Source organism: Pseudomonas sp. DCB_AW (assembly GCF_026240895.1).
Classification (GTDB): domain Bacteria; phylum Pseudomonadota; class Gammaproteobacteria; order Pseudomonadales; family Pseudomonadaceae; genus Aquipseudomonas; species Aquipseudomonas kermanshahensis.
In genome coordinates this window covers 1-23,316 of the sequence record NZ_JAPFCE010000077.1, presented here as the reverse complement: position 1 = coordinate 23,316, position 23,316 = coordinate 1, and the positions used below count along the sequence as shown (strand labels likewise).

Below are 23,316 nucleotides of genomic sequence, written 5' to 3'. Positions count from 1 at the left end.
GCTCTGCTGAACCTGGGCTCACAGCCTTTGCAGGCTCTGCTGAACCTGGGCTCACAGCCTTTGCAGGCTCTGCTGAACCTGGGCTCACAGCCTTTGCAGGCTCTGCTGAACCTGGGCTCACAGCCTTCGAAGGCTCTGCTGAACCTGTGGGAGCGGGTTTACCCGCGAAGAGGCCGGTGCAGGATTAATCAGTCAGGTGCGCTTGCTGAACTGCGCCAGCGCAGGCAAAAGCTGTTTGTCGATCGCCTGGCGCACCGCCGGCAATATCGTCGCGCTGCCGGTATACATCTGCTCGACCATGCCCTTCAGCGCCTTTGCATTGGGCTCGGTCAGCCCACGCACCACCGCCTCGCAGGCCTGCTCGGCGCTGGCCCCGGCGGGGATGTCGAAACCGCGCGCGCGCAGGTGGCCGGCGAGGTCGTCCTGGTCAATCAAATCCGCATGCATCATGGCTGTTGTCCCTTTTATCGCTAAGCGAGTGCTGCTGTGATTTACGACCGATTCTGTGTCCACCGCGACATGCCCGCAAGGGCAGAATGTCGCAATGGCTGCTTTGGCTAAGAACAGGTCGTTTACGGCTAAATCACCCGGCCCTGAAGTGAGCACACTCAAGCCATCTGCCGCAACGGAGGGTTTGGTCACCCTCGCTCGTGCACAGTGGATGTTGCTCGCTCTTGGCCCCGGATGCTCACGGCTTTCCGGGGTTATTTTTTGCCCATACTTCGCTGTTTTCCATGCCGCTACCTGACATTTCTGCCAGGTGACTAGCCTGCGTGTTACCTGCTCTGCTAGAGGCGATGGACTTCCAGTGGAGCGGGATTATGAAAATATCTGCCTATAGGGCATGGCTCGTCATAGCAGGGTGCGCGTTGCTCGCGGCTTGCTCGTCATCGACACCGCTAGAGAGCGGCACTTCAAGCGCGGTCACGCAACTGTTCACGCTTGAACCCACTCCAGATCGCAGTACGCTGCAGAAAACAGCCACGGGGTATCTGGCGACCCTGTTGGCGAACCCGGCTAACGAGGAAATTACGCTGGTTGACGCCAATGCGGAGCTGATCAACAACAGCACTCAGCATTTGGCAGTGACATTGCCCGATGGTAAAACAGCCCAATTCAACGTGCGCGACTTTACTTCAATGGCCGGTGGTTACGAAGGCTGGGTGGGCTATAAACCTTCAGCGTGGAAGCTGAATAACCCTTCACCTGCTGAGATCGATTTTGACCCTCGCTATTACCTGTCGATCGTGCGCCACGGAACCCAGTTGGTCGGTAACTTGATCGTGGATGACCAGCGCTATCAACTGGAATACCTCGGAGGCAGACAGCATGCGTTAATAAAAATTGACAGTTCGAAGTTGCCGCCTGAGGACAGTCAGGATCCAAAGGGGCGTGCAAATGAAGTATCGACAATCAAGACCAACCTACCGCCGAAATCAGCACACAGTACGATCAGGTTGCTGTTTGTCACTACCCATCAGTCCCGTGCTAAGAATCCAAACTACCGTGCCGCGCTGACCCTTGGCTTGCAGGATGTCAATCAGATCGCAAAAAATAGCCAGGTCGCTATAACGTATGAATTAGCCGGTTTTATGGACGCGAATCACGATGAGACCGGGAAAGATTTTGTCACGCTTCTCAATGATCTGACGTACCGCATGCCGGAGGTGAAAGCTGAGCGGGATCGGGTGCGCGCTGATCTCGTCTCGATGTTAGTGGCCAATAGCGAGCTGTGTGGTGGCGGTAAACTGGGTCCAGCAAAAAATTTAGGCTTTTCGGCAATCTATTGCATCTCTTCATTGTCGCACGAGATCGGTCACAACTTTGGTATGACCCATAGCTGGAACGGTGGAAGTAATACCTACACGCATGGATATCAGTATAAACCTGCGTCGGGCTCCCTCAGGTTCCGCACACAGATGGCTTACGATTGCAGTCCGGCCTGCCCTAGGCAAATGTTCTTCTCCAATCCACGCTTGAGTTATCAAGGGCAAGCACTGGGTACGGTTGCGAACCATGATGTTGCTAGAGCAATGAATGAGCGCCGAGAAATAGTCGAAAATTTTTATCCTCACGTAGTGACATTCACCTTGTATGAACATGAAAACTACCAAGGCCAGGCGTGCGTCATCATGCATCAAGGCGGGCAAACTACTTATCTACCGAGCCAGTGCGGCAGTGGATGGAATCGCAAGGTGTCTTCACTGCGAATTAGCGGTGTAGTACCGGGGCTGGCTATTGAGCTTTTGCCAGAGGGTGTGTCTAAGACGAATATCTGGAGCAGAACTTATACTGGCGAGCTAAGTATTCCCACAATGAATGCTGCTCCGCAATTTCCAGCTGGCGTAACTCGCATATGGGGTGGGCGTGCCAATGACTTGCTGACACAAGTGAAAAGTGACGAGTGACGTGATTTGCAGTAGCGGGTGTTGCCTTGCATCCAGCGGTTGCGCCTGAATGCAGGGCAACCATTATCGGGCAAGGCGCATTGCTCTACCAAGGTGATCCGGTAACGTTAGGTCCTCTTGTGAGCGCAGGAGGCTATCCAGCTCAGTTTCGGTCCTCTGGGCAAATGGCACCGATTTAGGCCCCGCCAGGTCCACATGCAACAACATTTGTTCACTGGCGGCCAGCACTTCATCGAAGTCGGCCCGATGCAGGCTGTGATAAACATGCAAGCGCTTGTGATCAAAACCGATGATCTGCGTCTGCACCCACACCTCGGTACCCAGCTTCACTTCGTGCAGGTAGTTGATGTGCGCCTCCAAGGTGAACAGGGAATGCCCACTTTGCCCGCGGCTGTCGGCATCCAGGCCGATACGCTCCATCAATGCATCGGTGGCATAGCTGAAAATCAGCAGGTAATAGGCATCGCGCAGGTGCCCGTTGTAATCCACCCAGTCCTCCTGGACCGGGGTGCGGTAGGTGATCAGTGCGGGCATTGCAGTCTCCTTAATCGCCAAAGGCCATGCCGTGCTTGGCCTTGCTGGTTTTCACCGCGTCCAGCACTGCCAGCAGGGTGTCATCACGGTAGCGCTCCAGCGCCGCAATGCTGCGATCGCCCAGTTGGTCCGAGGTGCCGTCCACAACATCGTCGATCAGCTTGTCGGTCAACTCGGGGGCTGGCAAGTAGGTCCAGGGCAGTTTCAGCGCCGGGCCGAATTGCGACATGAAGTGGCGCATGCCGGCATCGCCACCGGCGAGGGTATAGGTGAGGAAGGTGCCCATGAACGACCAGCGCAGGCCAGCACCAAAACGGATCGCATCGTCGATCTCGCCGGTGGTCGCCACGCCGTCGTTGACCAGGTGCAGCGCCTCGCGCCACAGCGCTTCGAGCAGGCGGTCGGCAATGAAGCCGGGGACCTCCTTGCGCACATGCAGCGGGCGCATGCCGAGGGCGGTGTAGATGGTTTTTGCCGCGTCGATGGCCTCTGGCGAGGTGCGCTTGCCGCCGACGATTTCGACCAGCGGCAGCAGGTAGACCGGGTTGAAGGGGTGGCCAACCACGCAACGTTCAGGGTGGGTGGATGACTCGTAGAATTCACTAGGCAACAGGCCCGAGGTGCTGGAGCCGATGATCGCATCAGGCTTGGCCGCAGCGCTGATCTTCGCGTGCAGGTCGAGCTTGAGGTCCAGGCGCTCTGGCGCGCTTTCCTGGATGAAGTCGGCGTCACGCACGCAGGCTTCGATGGTGCTGACGAAGGTCAAACGTTGTGGCGAAGCGCCTGGCGCCAGGCCTTGTTTTTCCAGCGCCGGCCAGGCGTTGGCGATGCGCTTGCGCAGGGCCTGCTCGGCGCCGGGGGCTGGGTCCCAGGCGACGACATCCAAGCCGTGGGCGAGGGCGCGAGCGACCCAGCCGCTGCCGATCACGCCACTACCCAGGGCGGCGAAGGTCTTGATCTTGGTGATGAAAGGCATAGCGGTCTCCTGTGGGATCAGCGGCGTTTGAGGTTCATTTTTTCCCGGCCCTCGGCCGGGGTCAGCACGCGGGCGCCGAGGCGGGAGATGATCTCCACGGCGCGCTCGACCAGCTGGCCGTTGCTGGCCAGCACGCCACGGTCCAGGTACAGGTTGTCTTCCAGGCCGACGCGCACGTTGCCGCCCAGCAGCACGGCCTGCGCGGCCATGGGCATCTGCATGCGGCCGATGCCGAAGCCGGCCCAGGTGACGTTGGCGGGCAGGTTGTCGACCATGGCCTTCATGGTGGTGGTGTCGGCCGGCGCGCCCCATGGGATGCCCAGGCACAGCTGGAACAGCGGGTCGTCGAGCAGGCCTTCCTTGATCATCTGCTTGGCGAACCACAGGTGGCCGGTGTCGAAGATTTCCAGCTCGGCTTTTACGCCCAGCTCGGTGATGCGCTTGGCACCGGCGCGCAGTTGGGCCGGGGTGGAGACGTAGATCGAATTGCCGTCGCCGAAGTTGAGGGTGCCGCAGTCGAGGGTGCAGATTTCTGGCAGCAGCGCTTCGACGTGGGCCAGGCGCTCCAGCGGGCCGATCAGGTCGGTGCCTGGGCCGAATTCCAGGGGCGTTTCGCCTGGGCCGATTTCCAGGTCGCCGCCCATGCCGGCGGTGAGGTTGACGATGATGTCCACGTCGGCTTCGCGGATGCGTTCCATGACTTCGCGGTACAGGTTCACGTCGCGGCTGAAGCGGCCGGTTTGCGGGTCGCGGACGTGGCAGTGGACCACGGTGGCGCCGGCTTTGGCGGCTTCGACGGCGGCTTCGGCGATCTGCTGGGGGGTGACTGGGACCAGGTGGCTTTTGGAGGCGGTGTCGCCGGCACCGGTGAGGGCGCAGGTGATGATGACGTCGTGGTTCATGGCGGTTCCTTGTGATGTCGGTTCTGGCCTTTTCGCGGGTAAACCCGCTCCCACAGGGGATCGTGATGTCCCTGGCATGCGCTGTACCTGTGGGAGCGGGTTTACCCGCGAAGAGGCCGGATCAGTTGGCGGTCAGCTTGAGGTTGTCCGCAGCGGGCTTGCCATCGAAGGTGGTCACCCCTTCAAGCCAGCGGGCCTTGTCCTCGGGGTGGTCCTTGAGCCACTGGCGGGCCGACTCCAGCGCGTCTTTGTGGTCGAGCAGCGGCTGCATCATGCGGCTCTCGTCCTCGGCGCTGAAATTCAGGTTGGCCAGCAGGCGGTGAGCGTTGGGGCATCGTTCGGCGTAGTCCGGCGCGGTGACCGTCCACACCGTGGCGCGGCCTTCGTCAGGGCCGAGCGCGTCCTGGCTGTCGCCCAGGTAGGCCATGTCGATGTTCACGTTCATGGGGTGCGGCGCCCAGCCGAAGAACACCACCGCCTCCTTGCGCCGCACGGCACGGTCGACCGCGGCGAGCATGCCGGCCTCGCTGGACTCGACCAGCTGGAACTTGCCCAGGCCGAACTGGTTCTTGGCGATCATCGCCTTGATCTGGGTATTGGCCCCCGAGCCGGGCTCGATGCCGTAGATTTTCCCACCCAGTTCCTTTTCGAACTTGTGAATGTCGGCGAAGGTCTTCAAGCCCTTGTCGGCCAGGTACTTTGGCACTGCCAGGGTCGCCCGGGCGTCTTCCAGGCTCGGCTTGTCGAGCACCTTGACCTGCTTGGCGTCGATGAACGGGGTGATGGTCTGGGTCATGATCGGGTTCCAGTAACCCAGGAACATGTCCAGGCGTTTGTCGCGGATGCCGGCAAAGATGATCTGCTGCGAAGCGCTGGTCTGCTTGGTCTGGTAACCCAGGCCGTCGAGCAGTACCTGGGCCATGGCGCTGGTGGCGATGACGTCGGTCCAGTTGACCACGCCCAGGCGCACGTTCTGGCAGGCGGCGGGCTCGGCGGCTAGAAGCGGGGTAGAGACGATGCTGCTCACGGCAAGGGTCAACAGGCTGCGGCGGATCAAGCTGTGCATGGTGGCTCTCCATCGGCAGTGCATATTGTTATGGGGATCGGTCTCTCTGGACCGTGTGAACACGCTACGCTGCTGTCGGGGTGGAAAATCGCACCCTGGCGACCAACACTTGCACCCAGGCGACCACCTTCACTGTGGAGCACAGCAATGCCGCAGATCATTCATTTCCTGTTGTTGCCCGGCTTCTCGGCCATGGGCTTTATCAGTGCCCTGGAGCCGCTGCGTGTGGCCAACCGCTTCAAGGGCCCGTCGTATCGCTGGCAGGTGCTGAGCCTGGATGGCGGCGCGGTGCAGGCCAGCAATGGGATGTCGGTGAACGCCGATGCGGCATTGGGCGCGGGCGAGGCGGGGGGCATTTTGCTGATCGTCGCCGGCTTCGAGCCTTTGGCTTGTTATGGGCCGCCGCTGCAGCAGGCGCTGCGTCGTCTCGATCATGACGGGGTGATACTGGGTGGCATCGATACCGGGGCGGTGGTGCTGGCCGAGGCGGGGTTGCTCGACGGCCACCGCGCGACCGTGCACTGGGAGGCGCTTGAAGCGTTCAAGGAAAACTACCCAGGTTTGCAGGCGACCCAAGAGTTGTTCGAAATCGACCGGCGGCGCATCACCTGCGCGGGCGGCACCGCCTCGATCGACCTGATGCTCGACCTGATTGCGCAAGCCCATGGGAGTGAGCTGGCGGTGCAGGTGTCGGAGCAGTTCGTGCTCGGGCGTATCCGCCCGCGACAAGACCACCAGCGCATGCAGATCGCCAGCCGCTATGGCATCAGCAACAAGAAGCTGGTGAAAGTGATTGGCGAGATGGAGCGCAATACCGAACAGCCTTTGAATACCCAAGTGCTGGCCGATGCGGTGCAGGTAACGCGGCGGCAGCTGGAGCGGCTGTTTCGGCTACACCTGGACGACACGCCCAGCGGGTTTTACCTGCGGCTGCGGTTGGACAAGGCGCGGCAGTTGTTGCGCCAGACCGACATGAGTGTGCTGGAGGTGGGGGTTGCGTGTGGGTTTGAGTCGGCGTCGTACTTTACCCGCTGTTACCGGGCGCGGTATCAGCGGTGCCCGCGGGAGGACAGATTAGCCCGGGCGGTTTGACCGGGCGCTGATCTTTGTAGGAGCGGCCTTGCGTCGCGAAAGGGTCGCGTAGCGGCCCCAAAATCTATGCTGCTATGGAGATCTTGTGGGCCGCTACGCGACCCTTTCGCGACGCAAGGCCGCTCCTACAGAGGATGGCGTTGCTAGTCGATGTTTACTGCTGCCCGATAGACTGCAGGTACTCCGACCGGTCATCACTGCGCTGCGCCACACAGGTGCCCCACGCCGCCTCGAACGCCTTGCTGCCAGGCTTCTCGGCAAAGGTCTCGACCTTGCAATCGGCATCGCGCAACTGGGCCCAGAGTTTTTCCGCCGCCTCCATGCGCCCCACCAAGGCATTGGCCTGGTCGGCTTCGTCGGCATACTGGTCGCGAATGCGCTGGATCAAGTCATCGTAAGCCGACTTCAGCTCCCGCTCGGCCGTCTGCTTGTTGAAGGCCGCGCACGCGTACGTCTGTTGGTCGGTCTCGACGTTGTCGCACGGGGTGCTTTCTTCCTCGCCGGCCTGGGCGCCCGACACGACGGCCAGCAGTACCAGGCATGCCATTGATTTCATCCTTTATCTCCTCAACAGGCTGACGAATCGCAGGGATTCTCGCTCAGCCGAAGGCAACGCGGTAGCTCCCTGACGAAATGTTCATGAAAGCGAGCAAAATGTCGTTATCGAGACTGTCTCTCATCGCCAGATAGCGTCGCAGAGGGCCTGTTGTCGCGCATTGACGCTTTCGGCAAACCCCCTGTCGTTTTTGCATCGGGGCGCCTCGGGGCACAGGCATATGCTGGCCCCAAAGCGCCGGCACAACGTTCGGCGTGACCCAACTCAATAAAAGGGGACAGCCTGATGAGCCCAGCCGAATTACACGCCGACAGCATCGTCATCGACGGTTTGATCATTGCCAAATGGAACCGCGAGCTGTTCGAAGACATGCGCAAAGGCGGCCTGACTGCGGCCAACTGCACGGTGTCGGTCTGGGAAGGGTTCAAGGCCACGGTCGACCAGATCGCCTCCAGCCAGAAGCTGATCCGCGACAACAGCGACCTGGTCATGCCGGTGCGCACCACCGCCGACATCCGCAAGGCGAAAGAACTGGGCAAGACCGGCATCCTCTTCGGCTTCCAGAACGCCCACGCGTTCGAAGACCAGATCGCCTACGTGGACGTGTTCAAGCAGTTGGGCGTGGGCATCGTGCAGATGTGCTACAACACCCAGAACCTGGTCGGCACCGGTTGCTACGAGCGTGACGGCGGCCTGTCGGGCTTCGGCCGCGAGATCGTCGCCGAAATGAACCGCGTCGGCATCATGTGCGACCTGTCCCACGTGGGCTCCAAGACTTCTGAAGAAGTCATCCTCGAATCGAAGAAGCCGGTCTGCTACTCCCACTGCCTGCCGTCGGGGCTCAAGGAGCACCCGCGCAACAAGTCGGACGAAGAGCTGAAATTCATCGCCGACCACGGCGGCTTCGTTGGCGTGACCATGTTTGCGCCGTTCCTGGCCAAGGGCATCGATTCGACCATCGACGACTACGCCGAAGCCATCGAATACACCATGAACATCGTTGGTGAAGACGCCATCGGCATCGGCACCGACTTCACCCAGGGCCACGGCCAGGACTTCTTCGAATACCTGACCCACGACAAGGGCTACGCCCGTCGCCTGACCAACTTCGGCAAGATCATCAACCCGCTGGGCATTCGCACCGTTGGCGAGTTCCCCAACCTCACCGAGACCTTGCTCAAGCGCGGCCACTCCGAGCGTGTGGTGCGCAAGATCATGGGCGAGAACTGGGTAAACGTCCTCAAGGATGTCTGGGGCGAGTAAGCCGCTCTCCAAGCCTGAAAGCCCCTGCCAGCAACGCCGGGGCATCCCAATAAAAAATTTTATGGAGTTGAGTTTCCATGGCCAAGATCGCCCCGCAATTGCCAATCGAAGTCGACAGTGAGACCGGTGTCTGGACCAGCGACGCCTTGCCGATGCTGTACGTGCCACGCCATTTCTTCGTTAACAACCACATCGGTATCGAGGAAGTGCTGGGCGCCGACGCCTATGCCGAGATCCTCTACAAGGCGGGCTACAAGTCGGCCTGGCACTGGTGTGAAAAAGAAGCCGAGTGCCATGGCCTGGAAGGCGTGGCGGTGTTCGAGCATTACATGAAGCGCCTGTCCCAGCGTGGCTGGGGCCTGTTCGAGATCCAGGACATCGACCTGGACAAAGGCACCTGCAGCGTCAAGCTCAAGCACTCCGCCTTCGTCTACGTGTACGGCAAGGTTGGCCGCAAGGTCGACTACATGTTCACCGGCTGGTTCGCCGGCGCAATGGACCAGATTCTCGCTGCCCGTGGCAGCAAGATCCGCACCGTGGCCGAGCAGGTCTATGGCGGGTCGGAAGAAGGCCACGAAGATGGCCTGTTCGTTACAAAGCCGTTGTAAGCCGGAGATAGCGTCATGGCATTCGAAGCAATGTTCCAGCCGATCCAGATCGGCAAACTGACCATCCGCAACCGCGTGCTCAGCACCGCGCACGCCGAGGTCTACGCCACTGACGGCGGCATGACGACCGACCGCTATGTGAAGTACTACGAAGAGAAGGCCAAGGGCGGCATCGGCCTGGCGATCTGCGGCGGCTCGTCCGTGGTCGCCATCGACAGCCCGCAAGAGTGGTGGGCGTCGGTCAACCTGTCGACCGACCGCATCATTCCGCACTTCCAGAACCTGGCCGACGCCATGCACAAGCATGGCGCCAAGATCATGATCCAGATTACCCACATGGGCCGTCGCTCGCGTTGGGACGGCTTCAACTGGCCGACCCTGATGTCGCCGTCGGGTATCCGTGAACCCGTGCACCGCGCCACCTGCAAAACCATCGAGGTGGAAGAGATCTGGCGGGTGATCGGCAACTACGCGCAGGCTGCGCGTCGTGCCAAAGAAGGCGGCCTGGACGGCGTCGAACTGTCGGCCGTGCACCAGCACATGATCGACCAGTTCTGGAGCCCGCGGGTCAACAAGCGTACCGACGAATGGGGCGGTACGTTCGAAGGCCGCATGAAGTTCGGCATGGAAGTGCTCAAGGCGGTGCGCGCCGAGGTCGGTGACGACTTCTGCGTGGGCATGCGTATCTGCGGCGACGAATTCCACCCCGATGGCCTGAGCCACGAGGACATGAAGCAGATCGCCGCCTATTACGACGCGACCGGCATGCTCGACTTCATCGGCGTGGTCGGCTCGGGTTGCGACACCCACAACACCCTGGCCAACGTTATCCCGAACATGAGCTACCCGCCGGAGCCGTTCCTGCACCTGGCGGCCGGCATCAAGGAAGTGGTCAAGGTCCCGGTGCTGCACGCGCAGAACATCAAAGACCCCAACCAGGCTACGCGCATCCTCGAAGGCGGCTATGTCGACATGGTCGGCATGACCCGCGCGCACATGGCTGACCCGCACCTGATCGCCAAGATCAAGATGGGGCAGATCGACCAGATCAAACAGTGCGTCGGTGCCAACTACTGCATCGACCGCCAGTACCAAGGCCTGGATGTACTGTGCATCCAGAACGCCGCGACCTCCCGTGAATACATGGGCGTGCCGCACATCATCGAGAAGACCACTGGCGTCAAACGCAAGGTGGTGGTGGTTGGCGCCGGCCCTGCCGGCATGGAAGCCGCCCGCGTAGCGGCCGAGCGCGGCCACGACGTGACCCTGTTCGAGAAGAAAGACCAGATCGGCGGGCAGATCACCATCGCCGCCAAGGCACCGCAGCGCGACCAGATCGCCGGTATCACCCGCTGGTACCAACTGGAACTGGCACGCCTGAAAGTCGACCTGCGCTTGGGCACCGCTGCCAGCGTGGACGCGATCCAGGACCTGCGCCCAGACGTCATCGTGCTGGCGGTGGGCGGCCATCCGTTCGTCGAGCAGAACGAGCACTGGGGCGCGGCCGAAGGGCTGGTGGTCAGCAGCTGGGACGTGCTCGATGGCAAGGTTGCGCCGGGCAAGAACGTGCTGGTGTACGACACCATCTGCGAGTTCACCGGCATGTCGACGGCGGACTACATTGCCGACAAGGGCAGCCAGGTCGAAATCGTCACCGACGACATCAAGCCGGGCGTGGCCATGGGCGGCACGACCTTCCCGACCTACTACCGCAGCATGTACCCCAAAGAAGTGATCATGACCGGCGACATGATGCTGGAAAAGGTCTACCGCGAAGGCGACAAGCTGGTGGCGGTGCTGGAGAACGAATACACCGGTGCCAAGGAAGAACGCGTGGTCGATCAGGTGGTGATCGAGAACGGCGTGCGCCCTGACGAGGAGCTGTACTACGCGCTGAAGGATGGCTCGCGCAACAAGGGCCAGATCGATGTGGAGGCGCTGTTTGCCATCAAGCCGCAGCCGATCCTCAGCCAGCCGGGCGAGGGCTACCTGCTGTACCGCATCGGTGACTGCGTGGCCCAGCGCAATGTGCATGCGGCGATCTACGACGCCTTGCGCCTGTGCAAGGACTTCTGATCGTTAACAGTCGCCGCCACTGAGCGCGGCCTCTGTGGGAGCGGGTTTACCCGCGAATGCGTCAGCTCTGACAACGCCGTTGCCTGACCGGACGCATTCGCGGGTAAACCCGCTCCCACAAGGGGCCAGTCTCGTCCTCAAAGGCGGCGCAAGAATCCAGCTGTTGTGGGAGCCTCCCATGTTGAACACCCTTATACCCATTCTGCTGTTCGCTGCCCTTGGCCTGGCGGTGCTCGGCGCCCTGCGCCGGGTGCGCATGTGGCGGCGTGGCCGAGCGTCCAAGGTCAATTTGATCGGCGGCCTGCTGGCCATGCCGCGACGCTACCTGGTCGACCTGCACCACGTGGTCGAACGCGACAAGTACATGTCCAAGACCCACGTCGCCACGGCGGGCGGCTTTGTACTGTCGGCGGCCTTGGCGATCCTGGTGCACGGCTTCGGCCTGCAGAGCAAGATCCTGGGCTACGCGCTGCTGGTCGCCACGGTGATCATGTTCACCGGTGCGATCTTTGTCTTCAAACGCCGCCTTAACCCACCTGCGCGCCTGTCCAAGGGCCCGTGGATGCGCCTGCCGAAAAGCCTGCTGGTGTTTGCTGCAAGCTTCTTCATCGCCACCTTGCCGGTCGCCGGCATTCTGCCCGCCAACACCGGTGGCTGGGTGATGGTCGGTGTGCTTGGCCTGGGTGTGCTGTGGGGCGTGTCGGAGCTGTTCTTCGGCATGACCTGGGGCGGCCCGATGAAACACGCCTTCGCCGGTGCCTTGCACCTGGCCTGGCACCGCCGCGCCGAACGTTTCGGTGGCGGCCGCTCCACCGGCCTCAAGCCGCTGGACCTGGAAGACCCGAATGCGCCGCTGGGCGTGGAAAAACCGGTGGACTTCACCTGGAACCAGCTGCTCGGGTTCGATGCCTGCGTGCAGTGCGGTAAATGTGAAGCCATGTGCCCGGCCTATGCCGCTGGCCAGCCGCTGAACCCGAAAAAACTGATTCAAGACATGGTCATCGGCCTGGCCGGTGGCACCGACGCCAAGTTTGCTGGCAGCCCGTACCCGGGCAAGCCGATCGGCGAACATGGCGGCCACCCGCACCAGCCGATCGTCAACGGCCTGGTCGACGCCGAAACGCTGTGGTCGTGCACCACCTGCCGTGCCTGCGTCGAGGAATGCCCGATGATGATCGAGCACGTCGATGCCATCGTCGACATGCGCCGCCACCTCACCCTGGAGAAGGGCGCGACCCCGAACAAAGGCGCGGAAGTACTGGAAAACCTGATCGCCACCGACAACCCAGGCGGCTTCGCCCCAGGCGGGCGGATGAACTGGGCGGCCGACCTCAACCTGAAACTGCTGTCGGAAGTGAAAACCACCGAAGTGCTGTTCTGGGTCGGCGACGGCGCCTTCGACATGCGCAACCAGCGCACCCTGCGCTCGTTCGTCAAAGTGCTCAAGGCCTCGGGTGTGGACTTTGCCGTGCTTGGCCTGGAGGAACGCGACAGCGGTGACGTGGCCCGTCGCCTGGGTGATGAAGCAACCTTCCAGCAATTGGCCAAACGCAATATCCAGACCCTGGCCAAATACACGTTCCAGCGCATCGTCACCTGCGACCCGCACAGTTTCCATGTGCTGAAAAACGAGTACGGCGCGCTGGGTGGGGATTACCAGGTGCAGCATCACAGCACCTACATCGCCGAACTGATCGCGGCCAAGAAGTTGAACCTCGGCCAGCACAAGGGCGGCAGCGTCACTTACCACGACCCTTGCTACCTGGGCCGTTACAACGGTGAATACGAAGCGCCCCGTGAAGTGCTCAAGGCGTTGGGTATCGAAGTGCGCGAGATGGAACGCTCGGGCTTCCGTTCCCGTTGCTGTGGCGGTGGCGGCGGTGCGCCGATCACCGACATCCCCGGCAAGCAACGTATCCCCGACATGCGCATGGACGACATTCGCGAGACCCAGGCGGAGCTGGTTGCAGTGGGCTGCCCACAGTGCACCGCGATGCTCGAGGGCGTTGTCGAACCGCGCCCACAGATCAAGGACCTCGCCGAGTTGGTAGCCGATGTGCTGATCGAAGAGGAAACCCCTGCGGCCCCAAAGTCGCCAACGGTTAAACGTGAACCTGCGGAGGTGCACTGATGAGCGACATCATCCGCCGCGACCCACGCGCCGAGTGGATCGCCCGTAACCGTCTGCACCCGTTGCACGCGGCCATGCAGACGCAACAAACCAGCTGGATGGGGCCCAACGGCCTCATGCGCAAGAACCCGCATGCCATCGCCGCCGGTTTCATCGGCCCCAGTGGCATCAAGCGTATCGACCGCAGCGGTGCCCAGCAGGGCACGGGGGTCGGCGGGCGACGCACAGCGGCGGCGGCCGTCCAGTTGCCGCTGCACCAGGTGCCGGCGCCGGCGTTCTACATTGCCGTGGTGCCGGACATGGTCGGTGGCCGCCTTAGCAGCCACGACCGCGACCTGCTGGGCCTGGCCCATAGCCTGGCCGGCAACGACGGCGCAGTGTTGGCCGTGGTCTTTGGTGAACACAAGGAAAGCAACTTTTCCACAGCCGGCGTCGACCGCCTGCTGGTTATCGAAGGCGAAGCGTTCGAGGGTTATGCACCGGAGCAACTTGTGCAGGGGTTGCGGGCTGTGGATAACCAGTTCACGCCGCGCCACTGGCTGCTGCCCGACAGCCGCACCGGCGGCGGCGAGCTGGGGCGGCGCTTCGGTGCCGCCTTGGGCGAACGGCCCGCGACGCGGGTTTGGCAGGTTAAGGACGGCCAATGCATCGGCCGCGCCGGCGCGGGTCAACAGGACCTGCAACGCGCCGTGCCACGGTTGATCCTGGCTGCGGCAGAATGTGCGGAACCGGTCAGCGAAACCCGTCACGAAGCGCTGCCCGTAGAGTTGTCCACAAGCGTCGCACGCAGCCTGTCGCGTATCGAAGACCTCGGCTCGGTGGCCGTGGACCCGGCCACCATTGCCATGGCCGAGTCCGAGTTCATCGTTTCGGGCGGTAACGGCGTCAAGGACTGGGACCTGTACCACAAGGCAACTGCGGCCCTCGGCGCCACCGAAGGCGCCTCGCGGGTGGCGGTGGACGACGGCTTCATGCCGCGCAACCGCCAGGTCGGTGCTACCGGTACCTGGGTCACGGCACGGGTGTACGTGGCTGTGGGTATCTCTGGCGCGATCCAGCACCTGCAGGGCATCGGCGCCTGCGACAAGGTGGTGGCGATCAACATGGACCCTGGCTGCGACATGATCAAACGGGCTGACCTGTCGGTGATTGGCGACAGTTCGGCGATTCTCAAGGCGCTGATCGAAGCTGTGGACAACTTCCGCAGCGGCGGCCAGCGCGACGCGGCATAAGGGCACGAGCATGAGTACGAAAGTCATCAGCCTGGTTTCCATCGGTGCTCACCCAAGCTCTGGCCGCGCGCGCCGCGCCGAGCAAGATGCCCGCGCCGTGGAGCTGGGGTTGCAGCTGGCTGGGGATAACTTGCAGGTGGTGCATGCCGGTGACCCGCGGGAAGAGGCGCTGCGGGCCTATCTGGGCATGGGGCTGGAGCACCTGGACGTACTGGAACAGCCAGCCGGGGCGGATGTGTTGGGCGTGCTTGGCGACTACCTGCGCGACGCTGGCGCCCAGCTGGTGCTGACCGGGACTCAGGCCGAAACGGGCGAAGGTTCGGGCATGTTGCCGTTCCTGCTGGCCGAGAAGCTGGGCTGGCCGTTGATCGTGGGCCTGGCGGAAGTGGAGTCGATTGAAAATGGCATCGCCCAGGTGCTGCAGGCACTGCCACGCGGGCAGCGGCGTCGCCTGAAGGTGCGCCTGCCGTTGTTGGCGACTGTGGATAACGCCGCGCCCAAGCCACGCCAGAGCGCGTTCGGGCCGGCGCGGCGGGGTGTGTTGGCAGCGCGTAACGTGGCGATTGTCGAAGACGACCTGCTGGCCGAGGCAGAGCTGCAACCGGCCCGCCCACGGCCCAAGCGCCTGAAAGTGATCAAGGCCAAGAGCGGTGCCGACCGGATGAAGGCAGCAACGGCCAAGGCCAGTGGCGGCGGGGGCAAGGTGCTCAAGGATGTATCGCCGCAAGAGGGCGCCGAGGCAATCCTCAAGCTATTGGTGGAGGAAGGGGTCCTGCGCTGAGTTATCTGCCGTGCGTCATGCGCGCACTTTGGAGCAGCCTTGTGCTGCGAAGAGGCCGGTAAATGCACAGTGAATCTTCGCTGCTGTCACCGGCCTCTTCGCAGCACAAGGCTGCTCCTACAGGGCCGGTTCGGTGGCCACGTTAAATGCCGGAAGGTCAATTCAGGGCAGGAATTTTACCCACGAAATCTGTTCGCCAAGGTGTGGATAAAGTGTTTGCGCTTCGCTACAAGGCGCGGAACTCGGGGCTTACGCTGGGTTGATCAAAAAGTGAGCATAAGTGCCATACAGAGAAGTTCTTGGGCGTTATCCACAGTTTTATTTGGAAGAGCGAGCTTCTGCACGGCGTCACTGTGGGTGAACCTGTGAATAAGGTGTTGGAAAGTGCAGAAGCGCCTTGGAACAGTTTGACCTGGCATTTTTGACAGTTTCTGAAAGTGCCCGCCGGTATTAAAGTCGTCGTCACGCCTGTCGAGACGTGAGTCGACCTATGAACCGTGCCCAGTTGTTGATGACGGATATGCAGCGATCTGCCTTGATGGGGTCAGGCGCAAGCTCGAAAATGAGGGCTTACACGCCATATGGGTACGCTCTACTCGGTGCTGGGCCGTTCACCGCCTTCGCAGGCGAACGTCATGACTCAACTTCCGGATGCTACTTACTCGGCAACGGCTACAGGTCATACAGTCCTGGCCTGCTGCGTTTCCTGAGCCCGGATACGCTGAGCCCGTTCGACCTAGGCGGGTTCAATGCCTATGCATATTGCGCCGGTGATCCTGTCAATCGTAGTGATCCGTCAGGGAGAGGTCCGCTGGACTGGGTGGTGCAAGCAATCTTCGGGGTTGGCAACGCGACAACGATCGCCGCAGCAGTCAGCTTCAGTGCCAGCCGCCATGCCATTCCTCCTGCTCAAGCCGTCACCCGCTTGCAGGCCTTCACTGATCGCGCCATAGCAAATGCATTGACCCTAGGCGGCAGTGCTGGGCTGGCCGCACGTTACTTCACGGCACGCGCAATGATGGATCCCTCTCGTGCAGCGATGTTCAATCAACAAGCTACGACCGCGAACCTCGTGTCTGGTGTGTTGGTAGGTTCGGCAACTGTGGTCTACGAAGGTAGGGCAGCGATTCGCTGGGTGAATCAGTCTAGAGCCGCAGGGCGCAGACCTGGCCAAGCTCTGGCGCGGGGCGTCTATGAGTCTACAAACGCCGATCTAATTGTTGGCGCAGCGCGATCAGTGGCACGCGGGATTGCAAGCGTAGCCAGTGCAGTAGGGGATGCCGCGCGTGCTGTGTATCGGAAATTCAAATGGTGGAACGCGGGCGAGAAAAACATCGAGGTTAGGGATGGGAGGTTCACTCAGCATAACGAGTTGTGAGTATCGTCAATGCCTGAGCATGAGCACTTGAATGGGGCTTGTTCACCCTATGCAGACTCACGTCGTTCAGGTGGCCGTGCGCTGGCCTTCTGCGGCGAACGTCGCGACGGTCGCCCAGGCAGCCGCATCTGCTGCCACCCGGGCTTGTATCAACTTACTGCGCCTGCACTTCCTTCAAATACGGCGCTGGCTCCGCCCCCAGGTTCTCCAGCACCCGCTGGCTGTACCAGTCGATGAAGTTCACCACACCAAACTCATAAGTCTTCGAGTACGGCCCTGGCTGGTACGCCGTGGAGTTGATCCCACGCTGGTTCTCTTCCGCCAGGCGGCGGTCCTGGTCGTTGGTGGCGTCCCACACCTTGCGCATCTGCGCAGGGTCGTAGTCGACGCCTTCGACCGCGTCCTTGTGCACCAGCCACTTGGTGGTGACCAAGGTCTCCTGGGCGCTGATTGGCCACACGGTGAAGACGATCATGTGATCGCCCATGCAGTGGTTCCACGAGTGCGGCAGGTGCAGGATGCGCATCGAGCCGAGGTCCGGGTTCTTGATGCGGCCCATCAGCTTCTGGCAGGCCTGCTTGCCGTCCATGGTCATCGACACGGTGCCCTTGAGCAGCGGCATGCGCACGATGCGGTTACGCAGGCCATGGCTCTTGTGCAGGTACGGGATTTTCTCGGCGTCCCAGGCAGCGGCAGAGGCGGCCACGTGGTCCTTGAATTCCTGGCTGGCACGCGGGTCGTTGGTGTCGTCCCATTCAAGCAGGGTCTTCAGCAGCTCGGGGTGCGAGCCGCTGCAGTGGTAGCACTCGCGGTTGTTTTCCAGTACCAGCTTCCAGTTGGCCTTCTCTAGCAACTGGGTCTGCACCGCGATCTTGGTGTTCTCCATGTCGTACGGTTCCATGTAATGGTCCAAAGTGGCCAGGAACTCGTCGATGGCTGGCGGGTTTTCCGCCAGGCTGATGAAGATGTAACCCCCCGCGACCTTCACGTTCACAGGCTTGAGGCCGTATTCCTTCATGTCGAAGTCGGCGCCCATTTCGGTGCCGGCGAACAGCAGGCGGCCGTCAAGCTCGTAGGTCCACTGGTGGTAATGGCAGACCAGCTTGGCCACCTTGCCCTTGTCGCTGGTGCACAGGCGCGAGCCGCGGTGGCGGCAGACGTTGTGGAAGGCATGCACCTTACCTTCGGCGCCACGGATGACGATGATCGGGTTCTTGCCGATCTGCAGGGTGATGAAGTTGCCTTTGGCCGGAATCTCGCAAGTCATGCCGGCGATCAGCCACTCTTTGTGGAAGATCTCCTGCATGTCGATCTGGAACAGACGCTCGTCGGTGTAGAAAGGCTGGGGCAGCGAGTAGGTGCGCTCGCGGGTTTGCAGCATCTCGGCGGTGGCCTTGCGTGCTGCTTCCAGTGGATCGCCCAGGCTCAGGGTTGCGGTGACGTCCATCGTGTGGTCCTCGGGGCCGTGTGCGGCCGGCAAAAGGTGGCTAATCATTGTTGTGGTGCCGCAAGGCTGTCGTTAAAAAAACAGCAGGTTCTTTTGCCGTGGAGTGTGCGTCCGAAGGCGTCGTGAACCGTATCCATGGGCGACATGGCCGATTTGAATAACGACGCCACAGCCCTTGTAGCATGGGGCTGGTCGCGATAAGTACGCCGATGTCGCAGGCAGGAATGTACGTCGCCTTCAGCTTGCGCATTATCGACGCCATAAAAAGGCCAATAGTCGGCTGCTGGAGATGAACATGTCCGATACCTTCCTCAATCCGGTCACCACCCAGACCTGGGCCAACGGCCGCCACATCGTGCGCTGCGTCAAGGTCATCCAGGAGACCTGGGACGTGCGCACCTTCTGCTTCATGGCCGACCAACCGATCATGTTCTTCTTCAAGCCAGGGCAGTTCGTCACCCTGGAGCTTGAGATCGAAGGCAAGCCGGTGATGCGCTCCTACACCATCTCCAGTTCGCCGTCGGTGCCTTACAGCTTCTCGATCACCGTCAAGCGGGTGCCGGGCGGGCATGTCTCCAACTACCTGCACGACACCATGCACGAAGGCGCCGAACTGCCCGTGCACGGGCCGGTGGGGTTGTTCAACGCCATCGACTTCCCGTCGGGCAAGGTGCTGTACCTCTCGGGCGGTGTCGGTATTACCCCGGTGATGTCGATGGCGCGTTGGTTTTACGACACCAACGCCAATGTCGACATGGTGTTCGTGCACAGCGCCCGTTCGCCGAAAGACATCATCTTCCACCGCGAGCTGGAACAGATGGCCTCGCGCATCCCCAACTTCAGCTTGCACATCATTTGCGAGAAGCACGGGCTGGGCGAGCCGTGGGCGGGTTACCGCGGGTACCTGAATCAGCGCCTGATGGAACTGATCGCGCCCGACTATATGGAGCGCACGGTGTTCTGTTGCGGCCCGACGCCGTACATGACCGCGGTCAAACGCATGCTGGAAGCCGTCGGCTTCGACATGAAGAACTACCACGAAGAATCGTTCGGCGCGACGCCCGCAGAAGCCAAGGCCGATGCTGTGGAGCATGCCGAGCAGGCCGCGGATGCACCGGAAGTGGATGTTTCGGACCTCAACCTGGTGGAGTTCATTGGCAGTGAGAAGAGCATCCGCATCGCCCCGGGCGAGACCGTGCATGCGGCGGCGGCGAAAGTTGGGCTGATGATCCCCAAGGCTTGCGGCATGGGCATTTGCGGGACATGCAAGGTGCTCAAGCTGGGTGGCGAGGTGGAGATGGAACACAACGGCGGGATTACCGAGGAAGACGAGGCCGAGGGGTACATCCTGTCGTGCTGCAGTGTGCCGAAAGGGGATGTGCGGATCGATTACTGATCCGTAGATCAAAGGGGCCGCTCTGCGGCCCATTCGCGGCCGGTCCGACGCCTCGGCAAGGCCGCTCCCACAGGTTCACCGCAGGCTTGAGGGTTGTGGGGACTTGTGGGAGATCCAAAGGGGCCGCTTTGCGGCCCATTCGCGGCACAAGGCCGCTCCCACAGGTTCACCGCAGGCATGAGGGTTGCGGGGACTTGTGGGAGATCCAAGGGGCCGCTCCCACAGGTTCACCGCAGGCTTGAGGGTTACGGTGATTTTTGTGGGAGCGGGCTTGCCCCGCGAAGGGGCCATCAGATCCACACAGCATCCCAATGTGGATAATCGCCAGCACGGTCTACAAGCCCTGCTCTTATGGGGTTGGCAACGATGTACCTCGCCATTTGCAGCACAGTCTCCTCCCGGCGCAAAGCCCGGTCCTGATAGCCCGGCTGCCATATCTTTTCGCGCCGCATACCCCGCTGATAAAGCGCATGACTGCTGCGCGACTTGAACCTGCGCATCAGGCAGTACAACGTGCCACTTCGCAATTCGATCAGCCAATGCACATGGTCAGGCATTACTACCCAGGCCAAGGATTGGCAATGCCCATCGAGCTCGGCCTGTCTCAGTTGCTGGATCACGCCTCGGGCAAACTGCAGTTGAGTGAAGATCCGCTTGCGTTCAAGAGTGACCGTGGTCAGCAGGTATATCCCGCCCGGCTGAGAAAAACGGCCACGGCGCAGTAGGTGGGATTGGGCACGGTCCATGTGAGGCTCCCTGAAATAAGATTCAGGTGAAACACTAGGTTAGCGGGTAGTGGCCTGAGACTGGAAATGGTTGCTGGATGTTGGGGGGCAGTGCCGGCCCTTTCGCGGGGCCAGCCCGCTCCCACAGGTTCACCGCATATTTCAGGCTTGCGCAGAACCTGTGGGAGCGGGCTTGCCCCGTGAAAGGGGCCGCAGGTCAGGTACGGAAGCGCGCTACCAGCCCATTCAAATCCACCGCCAACCGCGACAACTCGGCACTCGCCGCGCTGGTCTGATGCGCCCCGGTCGCGCTCTGCACCGACAGGTCATTGATATTCACCAGGTTGCGGTCCACCTCGCGGGCCACCTGGGCCTGCTCTTCGGCAGCACTGGCAATCACCAGGTTACGCTCGTTGATCTGCGCCACCGCACCCGCAATGGTGTCCAGCGCCATGCCCGCACCCCGGGCGATATTCAAGGTCGACGCGGCACGTTCGGTGCTGGTGCGCATCGACTCCACCGCCTCTTCGGTCCCGCCCTGGATGCTGCCGATCATCCGCTCGATTTCGCTGGTCGACTGCTGGGTACGATGGGCCAATGCCCGCACTTCATCCGCCACCACGGCAAAGCCGCGGCCTGCCTCACCGGCACGGGCCGCTTCGATCGCGGCATTGAGCGCTAGCAGGTTGGTCTGGTCGGCCAGGCCGCGAATCACATCCAGCACTTTGCCGATGTCACGCGACTGCTCGGCCAGGTGAGTGATCAGCGTGGCAGTGGCCTGCACATCACCGCTCATGCGCTCGATGGCGCCGACGGTCTCCAGTACCAGGTCGCGCCCGTCGCCGGCCGAACGGCTGGCTTCACCAGAGGCCTCCGAGGTGCTGACCGCATTGCGCGCTACTTCTTCCACGGCGCTGGTCATCTCGGTGACTGCGGTGGCGGCCTGCTCGATTTCGTTGTTCTGCTGCTGCAAGCCACGGGCGCTTTCGTCGGTGACGCTGTTGAGCTCTTCCGCCGCCGAGGCCAGTTGGGTTGCCGAACCGGCAATCAATTGCAGGGTGTCGCGCAGTTTCTCCTGCATGCGGGCCATGGCGCGCAGCAGGCGTGCGGCTTCGTCGGTGCCTTCGGCACGGATGACGTGGGTGAGGTCGCCGTCGGCCACCTGCTCGGCGCATTTGAGCGCCTCTTCGATCGGTTTGACGATACTGCGGGTCAGCAGGAAGGCGCACAGCAGGGTCAGCACCGTGGCTGCGATCAACAGGCCAATCACCAGGGCGAAGGCAGAGGCGTACTGGCTGGCAGCCGTTTCATTGGTGGCGCGGGTCTGGTCGGTGTTGATGCGCACCAAGGTGTCCATGACCTTGTTGATCTGCTCGGAGTTGGCCAGCAGGTCGCGGTTGAGCAGGTCGCGCAATTCGTCGGTGCGGTCCGCCTGGCTCAGGCTGCGCATGCGCGCCTCCAGCTGGCGGTACTGATTGAGCAGTTGGCTGTATTGATCGTAAGCCGCTTGCTCGTCGCGTGCGCCGATCATGGGCTCGTAGGCACGGCGCGCCTGGTCGATCTGGGTGTTGCGTTGGTCCAGCAGGTTGAGGGTGTCGCGCTGCGTCTCTGGGTCGCGGTTGAGCAGCAGGCGATAGGAAAGGGTGCGCATGCGCAGGTTCAGCGCAGTAAGTTCGTCCAGCGTCTTGATGCTGGGCACGCTGATGCTTTCGATGGCAACGCCGGCCTGGCGGATGTTGCCCATCTGCATCAGCGAGAAGATGCCGAGGCCGAGCATCAACAGGCCGATCAGCGCGAAGCCGAGCAGCGCGCGCGGGGCGATATTCATGTTGCGTAGGGACATGAGGGGCGTAATCCAGGCAAGGGGAAGAGGTCGCAGGGGATGGCGACGAAATATGACTTGCCTGGCTATCGGTCGTGACTGGTCAGTCTTGAGCGAGACCGGTGAAAATTGTGAGCGCGCTAACCTTTTCCTGACCGGCGGTTGATCCAGGTCGGAACAAGCGGGCGCTTACCCTGTCAATCTGCGGGTTAGAAACCTTAAGAATCCGATATTTAATGGCGAGGACTCACGCTTTTCTTTATCGTGTGCGGCCTTTGCAACAACCTGAGATAGACCCCATGCTGGAAGCCTCCCTGAATCAAATCGAGCAACTGGTCAGCGACCTGATGCAGAAAAACGCTCAACTCACCGAGCAGAACTCTACCCTGGGTCAGCAATTGGCCCAGGCCAAGGAAGAAAACGAGACCCTGCAGCTGTCGCTGATGGAGCAGGAAGAGAAGAACGGCGCTACCGCCGCGCGCATCCAGGCGCTGGTTGACCGCGCCAATGCGGGTGTCGTCAACGCATGAGTCTGCAAGCGCAGCCGGTCAATGTCGTGTCGATCCTCGGCAGCGACTATTCGATCAAGGCGCCCGAAGGCCAGGAAGAAACCCTGGCCCAGGCGGTGCGGATGCTGAACACCGCCCTGGCCGAGACCAAGCGTTCGTACCCGACCCTGATCGGTGACAAGCTGCTGGTGCTGGCGGCCCTGAACCTGTGTTCCAAGCAGGTTGAGCTGCAAAAAGAGCATCAGCAGACGCTGGCGCGTACCCAGGCGCAGATCGACGCCACGGTGGACGCGATCGTTCGGACTATCGCCGAACAATAAAGCACTCCGCGATCCCTTGTAGGAGCAGCCTTGTGCTGCGAAGAGGCCGGTGAAAACGCAGTGATTTCCGCTGCTGTCACCGGCCTCTTCGCAG

At 61.7% G+C, this 23,316-nt stretch carries 21 protein-coding genes; 12 read left to right on the top strand and 9 right to left on the bottom strand.

The window, feature by feature from the left end; genetic code table 11:
• Positions 1-192: 192 nt before the first annotated feature.
• On the bottom strand, positions 193-450 hold the full coding sequence (locus OO306_RS24685; protein ID WP_027594285.1) for a hypothetical protein: 258 nt from the start codon (positions 448-450) through the stop codon (positions 193-195).
• A 371-nt stretch (positions 451-821) separates the two neighbouring features.
• Between OO306_RS24685 and OO306_RS24680 the strand changes: the two genes are divergently transcribed.
• Positions 822-2,408: a M12 family metallo-peptidase gene (locus tag OO306_RS24680; RefSeq protein ID WP_265970134.1), complete on the top strand. Its 1,587-nt coding sequence runs from the start codon at positions 822-824 to the stop codon at positions 2,406-2,408.
• Positions 2,409-2,471: 63 nt separating this feature from the next.
• On the opposite strand, the gene OO306_RS24675 is transcribed toward OO306_RS24680, so the two are convergent.
• From OO306_RS24675 to choX, 4 genes are all read right to left on the bottom strand, one after another.
• Positions 2,472-2,942 (bottom strand): thioesterase family protein, encoded by a 471-nt coding sequence (locus OO306_RS24675; protein ID WP_265970133.1) that lies wholly within the window; start codon positions 2,940-2,942, stop codon positions 2,472-2,474.
• 10 nt (positions 2,943-2,952) lie between these two features.
• Positions 2,953-3,918: an L-carnitine dehydrogenase gene (locus OO306_RS24670; RefSeq protein ID WP_265970132.1), complete on the bottom strand. Its 966-nt coding sequence runs from the start codon at positions 3,916-3,918 to the stop codon at positions 2,953-2,955.
• 17 nt (positions 3,919-3,935) lie between these two features.
• Complete coding sequence (locus OO306_RS24665) at positions 3,936-4,820, bottom strand: 3-keto-5-aminohexanoate cleavage protein (protein WP_099428109.1); 885 nt, start codon at positions 4,818-4,820, stop codon at positions 3,936-3,938.
• A 121-nt stretch (positions 4,821-4,941) separates the two neighbouring features.
• A complete protein-coding gene (gene choX, locus OO306_RS24660) occupies positions 4,942-5,886 on the bottom strand; it encodes a choline ABC transporter substrate-binding protein (RefSeq protein ID WP_099428110.1) in 945 nt (314 codons plus the stop codon).
• 147 nt (positions 5,887-6,033) lie between these two features.
• Here choX and OO306_RS24655 point away from each other — a divergent pair, with 147 nt between their 5' ends.
• Entirely contained in the window at positions 6,034-6,978 is a 945-nt protein-coding gene (locus tag OO306_RS24655) for a GlxA family transcriptional regulator (RefSeq protein ID WP_027594290.1), read from the top strand.
• Positions 6,979-7,132: 154 nt separating this feature from the next.
• Here the strand turns inward: OO306_RS24655 and OO306_RS24650 are convergent, their stop codons facing one another.
• Entirely contained in the window at positions 7,133-7,534 is a 402-nt protein-coding gene (locus OO306_RS24650; protein WP_027594291.1) for a lysozyme inhibitor LprI family protein, read from the bottom strand.
• Positions 7,535-7,819: 285 nt separating this feature from the next.
• Here OO306_RS24650 and OO306_RS24645 point away from each other — a divergent pair, with 285 nt between their 5' ends.
• From OO306_RS24645 to OO306_RS24615, 7 genes are all read left to right on the top strand, one after another.
• Positions 7,820-8,797: a dipeptidase gene (locus OO306_RS24645; protein ID WP_027594292.1), complete on the top strand. Its 978-nt coding sequence runs from the start codon at positions 7,820-7,822 to the stop codon at positions 8,795-8,797.
• Positions 8,798-8,874: 77 nt separating this feature from the next.
• Entirely contained in the window at positions 8,875-9,405 is a 531-nt protein-coding gene (locus OO306_RS24640) for a DUF5943 domain-containing protein (RefSeq protein WP_027594293.1), read from the top strand.
• A 15-nt stretch (positions 9,406-9,420) separates the two neighbouring features.
• Entirely contained in the window at positions 9,421-11,481 is a 2,061-nt protein-coding gene (gene dgcA, locus OO306_RS24635) for a dimethylglycine demethylation protein DgcA (protein ID WP_027594294.1), read from the top strand.
• 178 nt (positions 11,482-11,659) lie between these two features.
• Positions 11,660-13,612, top strand: a complete 1,953-nt coding sequence (gene dgcB, locus OO306_RS24630) for a dimethylglycine demethylation protein DgcB (RefSeq protein ID WP_265970131.1) — start codon at positions 11,660-11,662, stop codon at positions 13,610-13,612.
• Positions 13,612-14,844: an electron transfer flavoprotein subunit alpha/FixB family protein gene (locus OO306_RS24625; RefSeq protein ID WP_085273836.1), complete on the top strand. Its 1,233-nt coding sequence runs from the start codon at positions 13,612-13,614 to the stop codon at positions 14,842-14,844. The genes dgcB and OO306_RS24625 overlap by 1 nt, the downstream gene beginning before the upstream one ends.
• Positions 14,845-14,854: 10 nt before the next feature.
• On the top strand, positions 14,855-15,625 hold the full coding sequence (locus OO306_RS24620; RefSeq protein WP_265970130.1) for an electron transfer flavoprotein subunit beta: 771 nt from the start codon (positions 14,855-14,857) through the stop codon (positions 15,623-15,625).
• Between the two features lie 490 nt (positions 15,626-16,115).
• On the top strand, positions 16,116-17,003 hold the full coding sequence (locus OO306_RS24615) for an RHS repeat-associated core domain-containing protein (RefSeq protein WP_265970129.1): 888 nt from the start codon (positions 16,116-16,118) through the stop codon (positions 17,001-17,003).
• Positions 17,004-17,157: 154 nt separating this feature from the next.
• Here the strand turns inward: OO306_RS24615 and gbcA are convergent, their stop codons facing one another.
• Positions 17,158-18,450: a glycine-betaine demethylase subunit GbcA gene (gbcA, locus tag OO306_RS24610; RefSeq protein ID WP_027594299.1), complete on the bottom strand. Its 1,293-nt coding sequence runs from the start codon at positions 18,448-18,450 to the stop codon at positions 17,158-17,160.
• Positions 18,451-18,745: 295 nt separating this feature from the next.
• On the opposite strand from gbcA, the gene gbcB reads away from it, so the two are divergent.
• Positions 18,746-19,846, top strand: coding sequence for a glycine-betaine demethylase subunit GbcB (gbcB, locus tag OO306_RS24605; RefSeq protein ID WP_027594300.1), 1,101 nt, complete (start codon positions 18,746-18,748; stop codon positions 19,844-19,846).
• Between the two features lie 290 nt (positions 19,847-20,136).
• On the opposite strand, the gene OO306_RS24600 is transcribed toward gbcB, so the two are convergent.
• Both OO306_RS24600 and OO306_RS24595 read right to left on the bottom strand, forming a co-directional pair.
• Complete coding sequence (locus OO306_RS24600) at positions 20,137-20,592, bottom strand: transposase (RefSeq protein WP_265970128.1); 456 nt, start codon at positions 20,590-20,592, stop codon at positions 20,137-20,139.
• Positions 20,593-20,788: 196 nt separating this feature from the next.
• Positions 20,789-22,414, bottom strand: a complete 1,626-nt coding sequence (locus OO306_RS24595) for a methyl-accepting chemotaxis protein (protein ID WP_252826461.1) — start codon at positions 22,412-22,414, stop codon at positions 20,789-20,791.
• Positions 22,415-22,692: 278 nt separating this feature from the next.
• On the opposite strand from OO306_RS24595, the gene OO306_RS24590 reads away from it, so the two are divergent.
• Positions 22,693-22,923, top strand: coding sequence for a hypothetical protein (locus OO306_RS24590; protein WP_265970127.1), 231 nt, complete (start codon positions 22,693-22,695; stop codon positions 22,921-22,923).
• Positions 22,920-23,222: a cell division protein ZapA gene (locus OO306_RS24585; RefSeq protein WP_027594303.1), complete on the top strand. Its 303-nt coding sequence runs from the start codon at positions 22,920-22,922 to the stop codon at positions 23,220-23,222. The genes OO306_RS24590 and OO306_RS24585 overlap by 4 nt, the downstream gene beginning before the upstream one ends.
• Positions 23,223-23,316 lie beyond the last annotated feature (94 nt).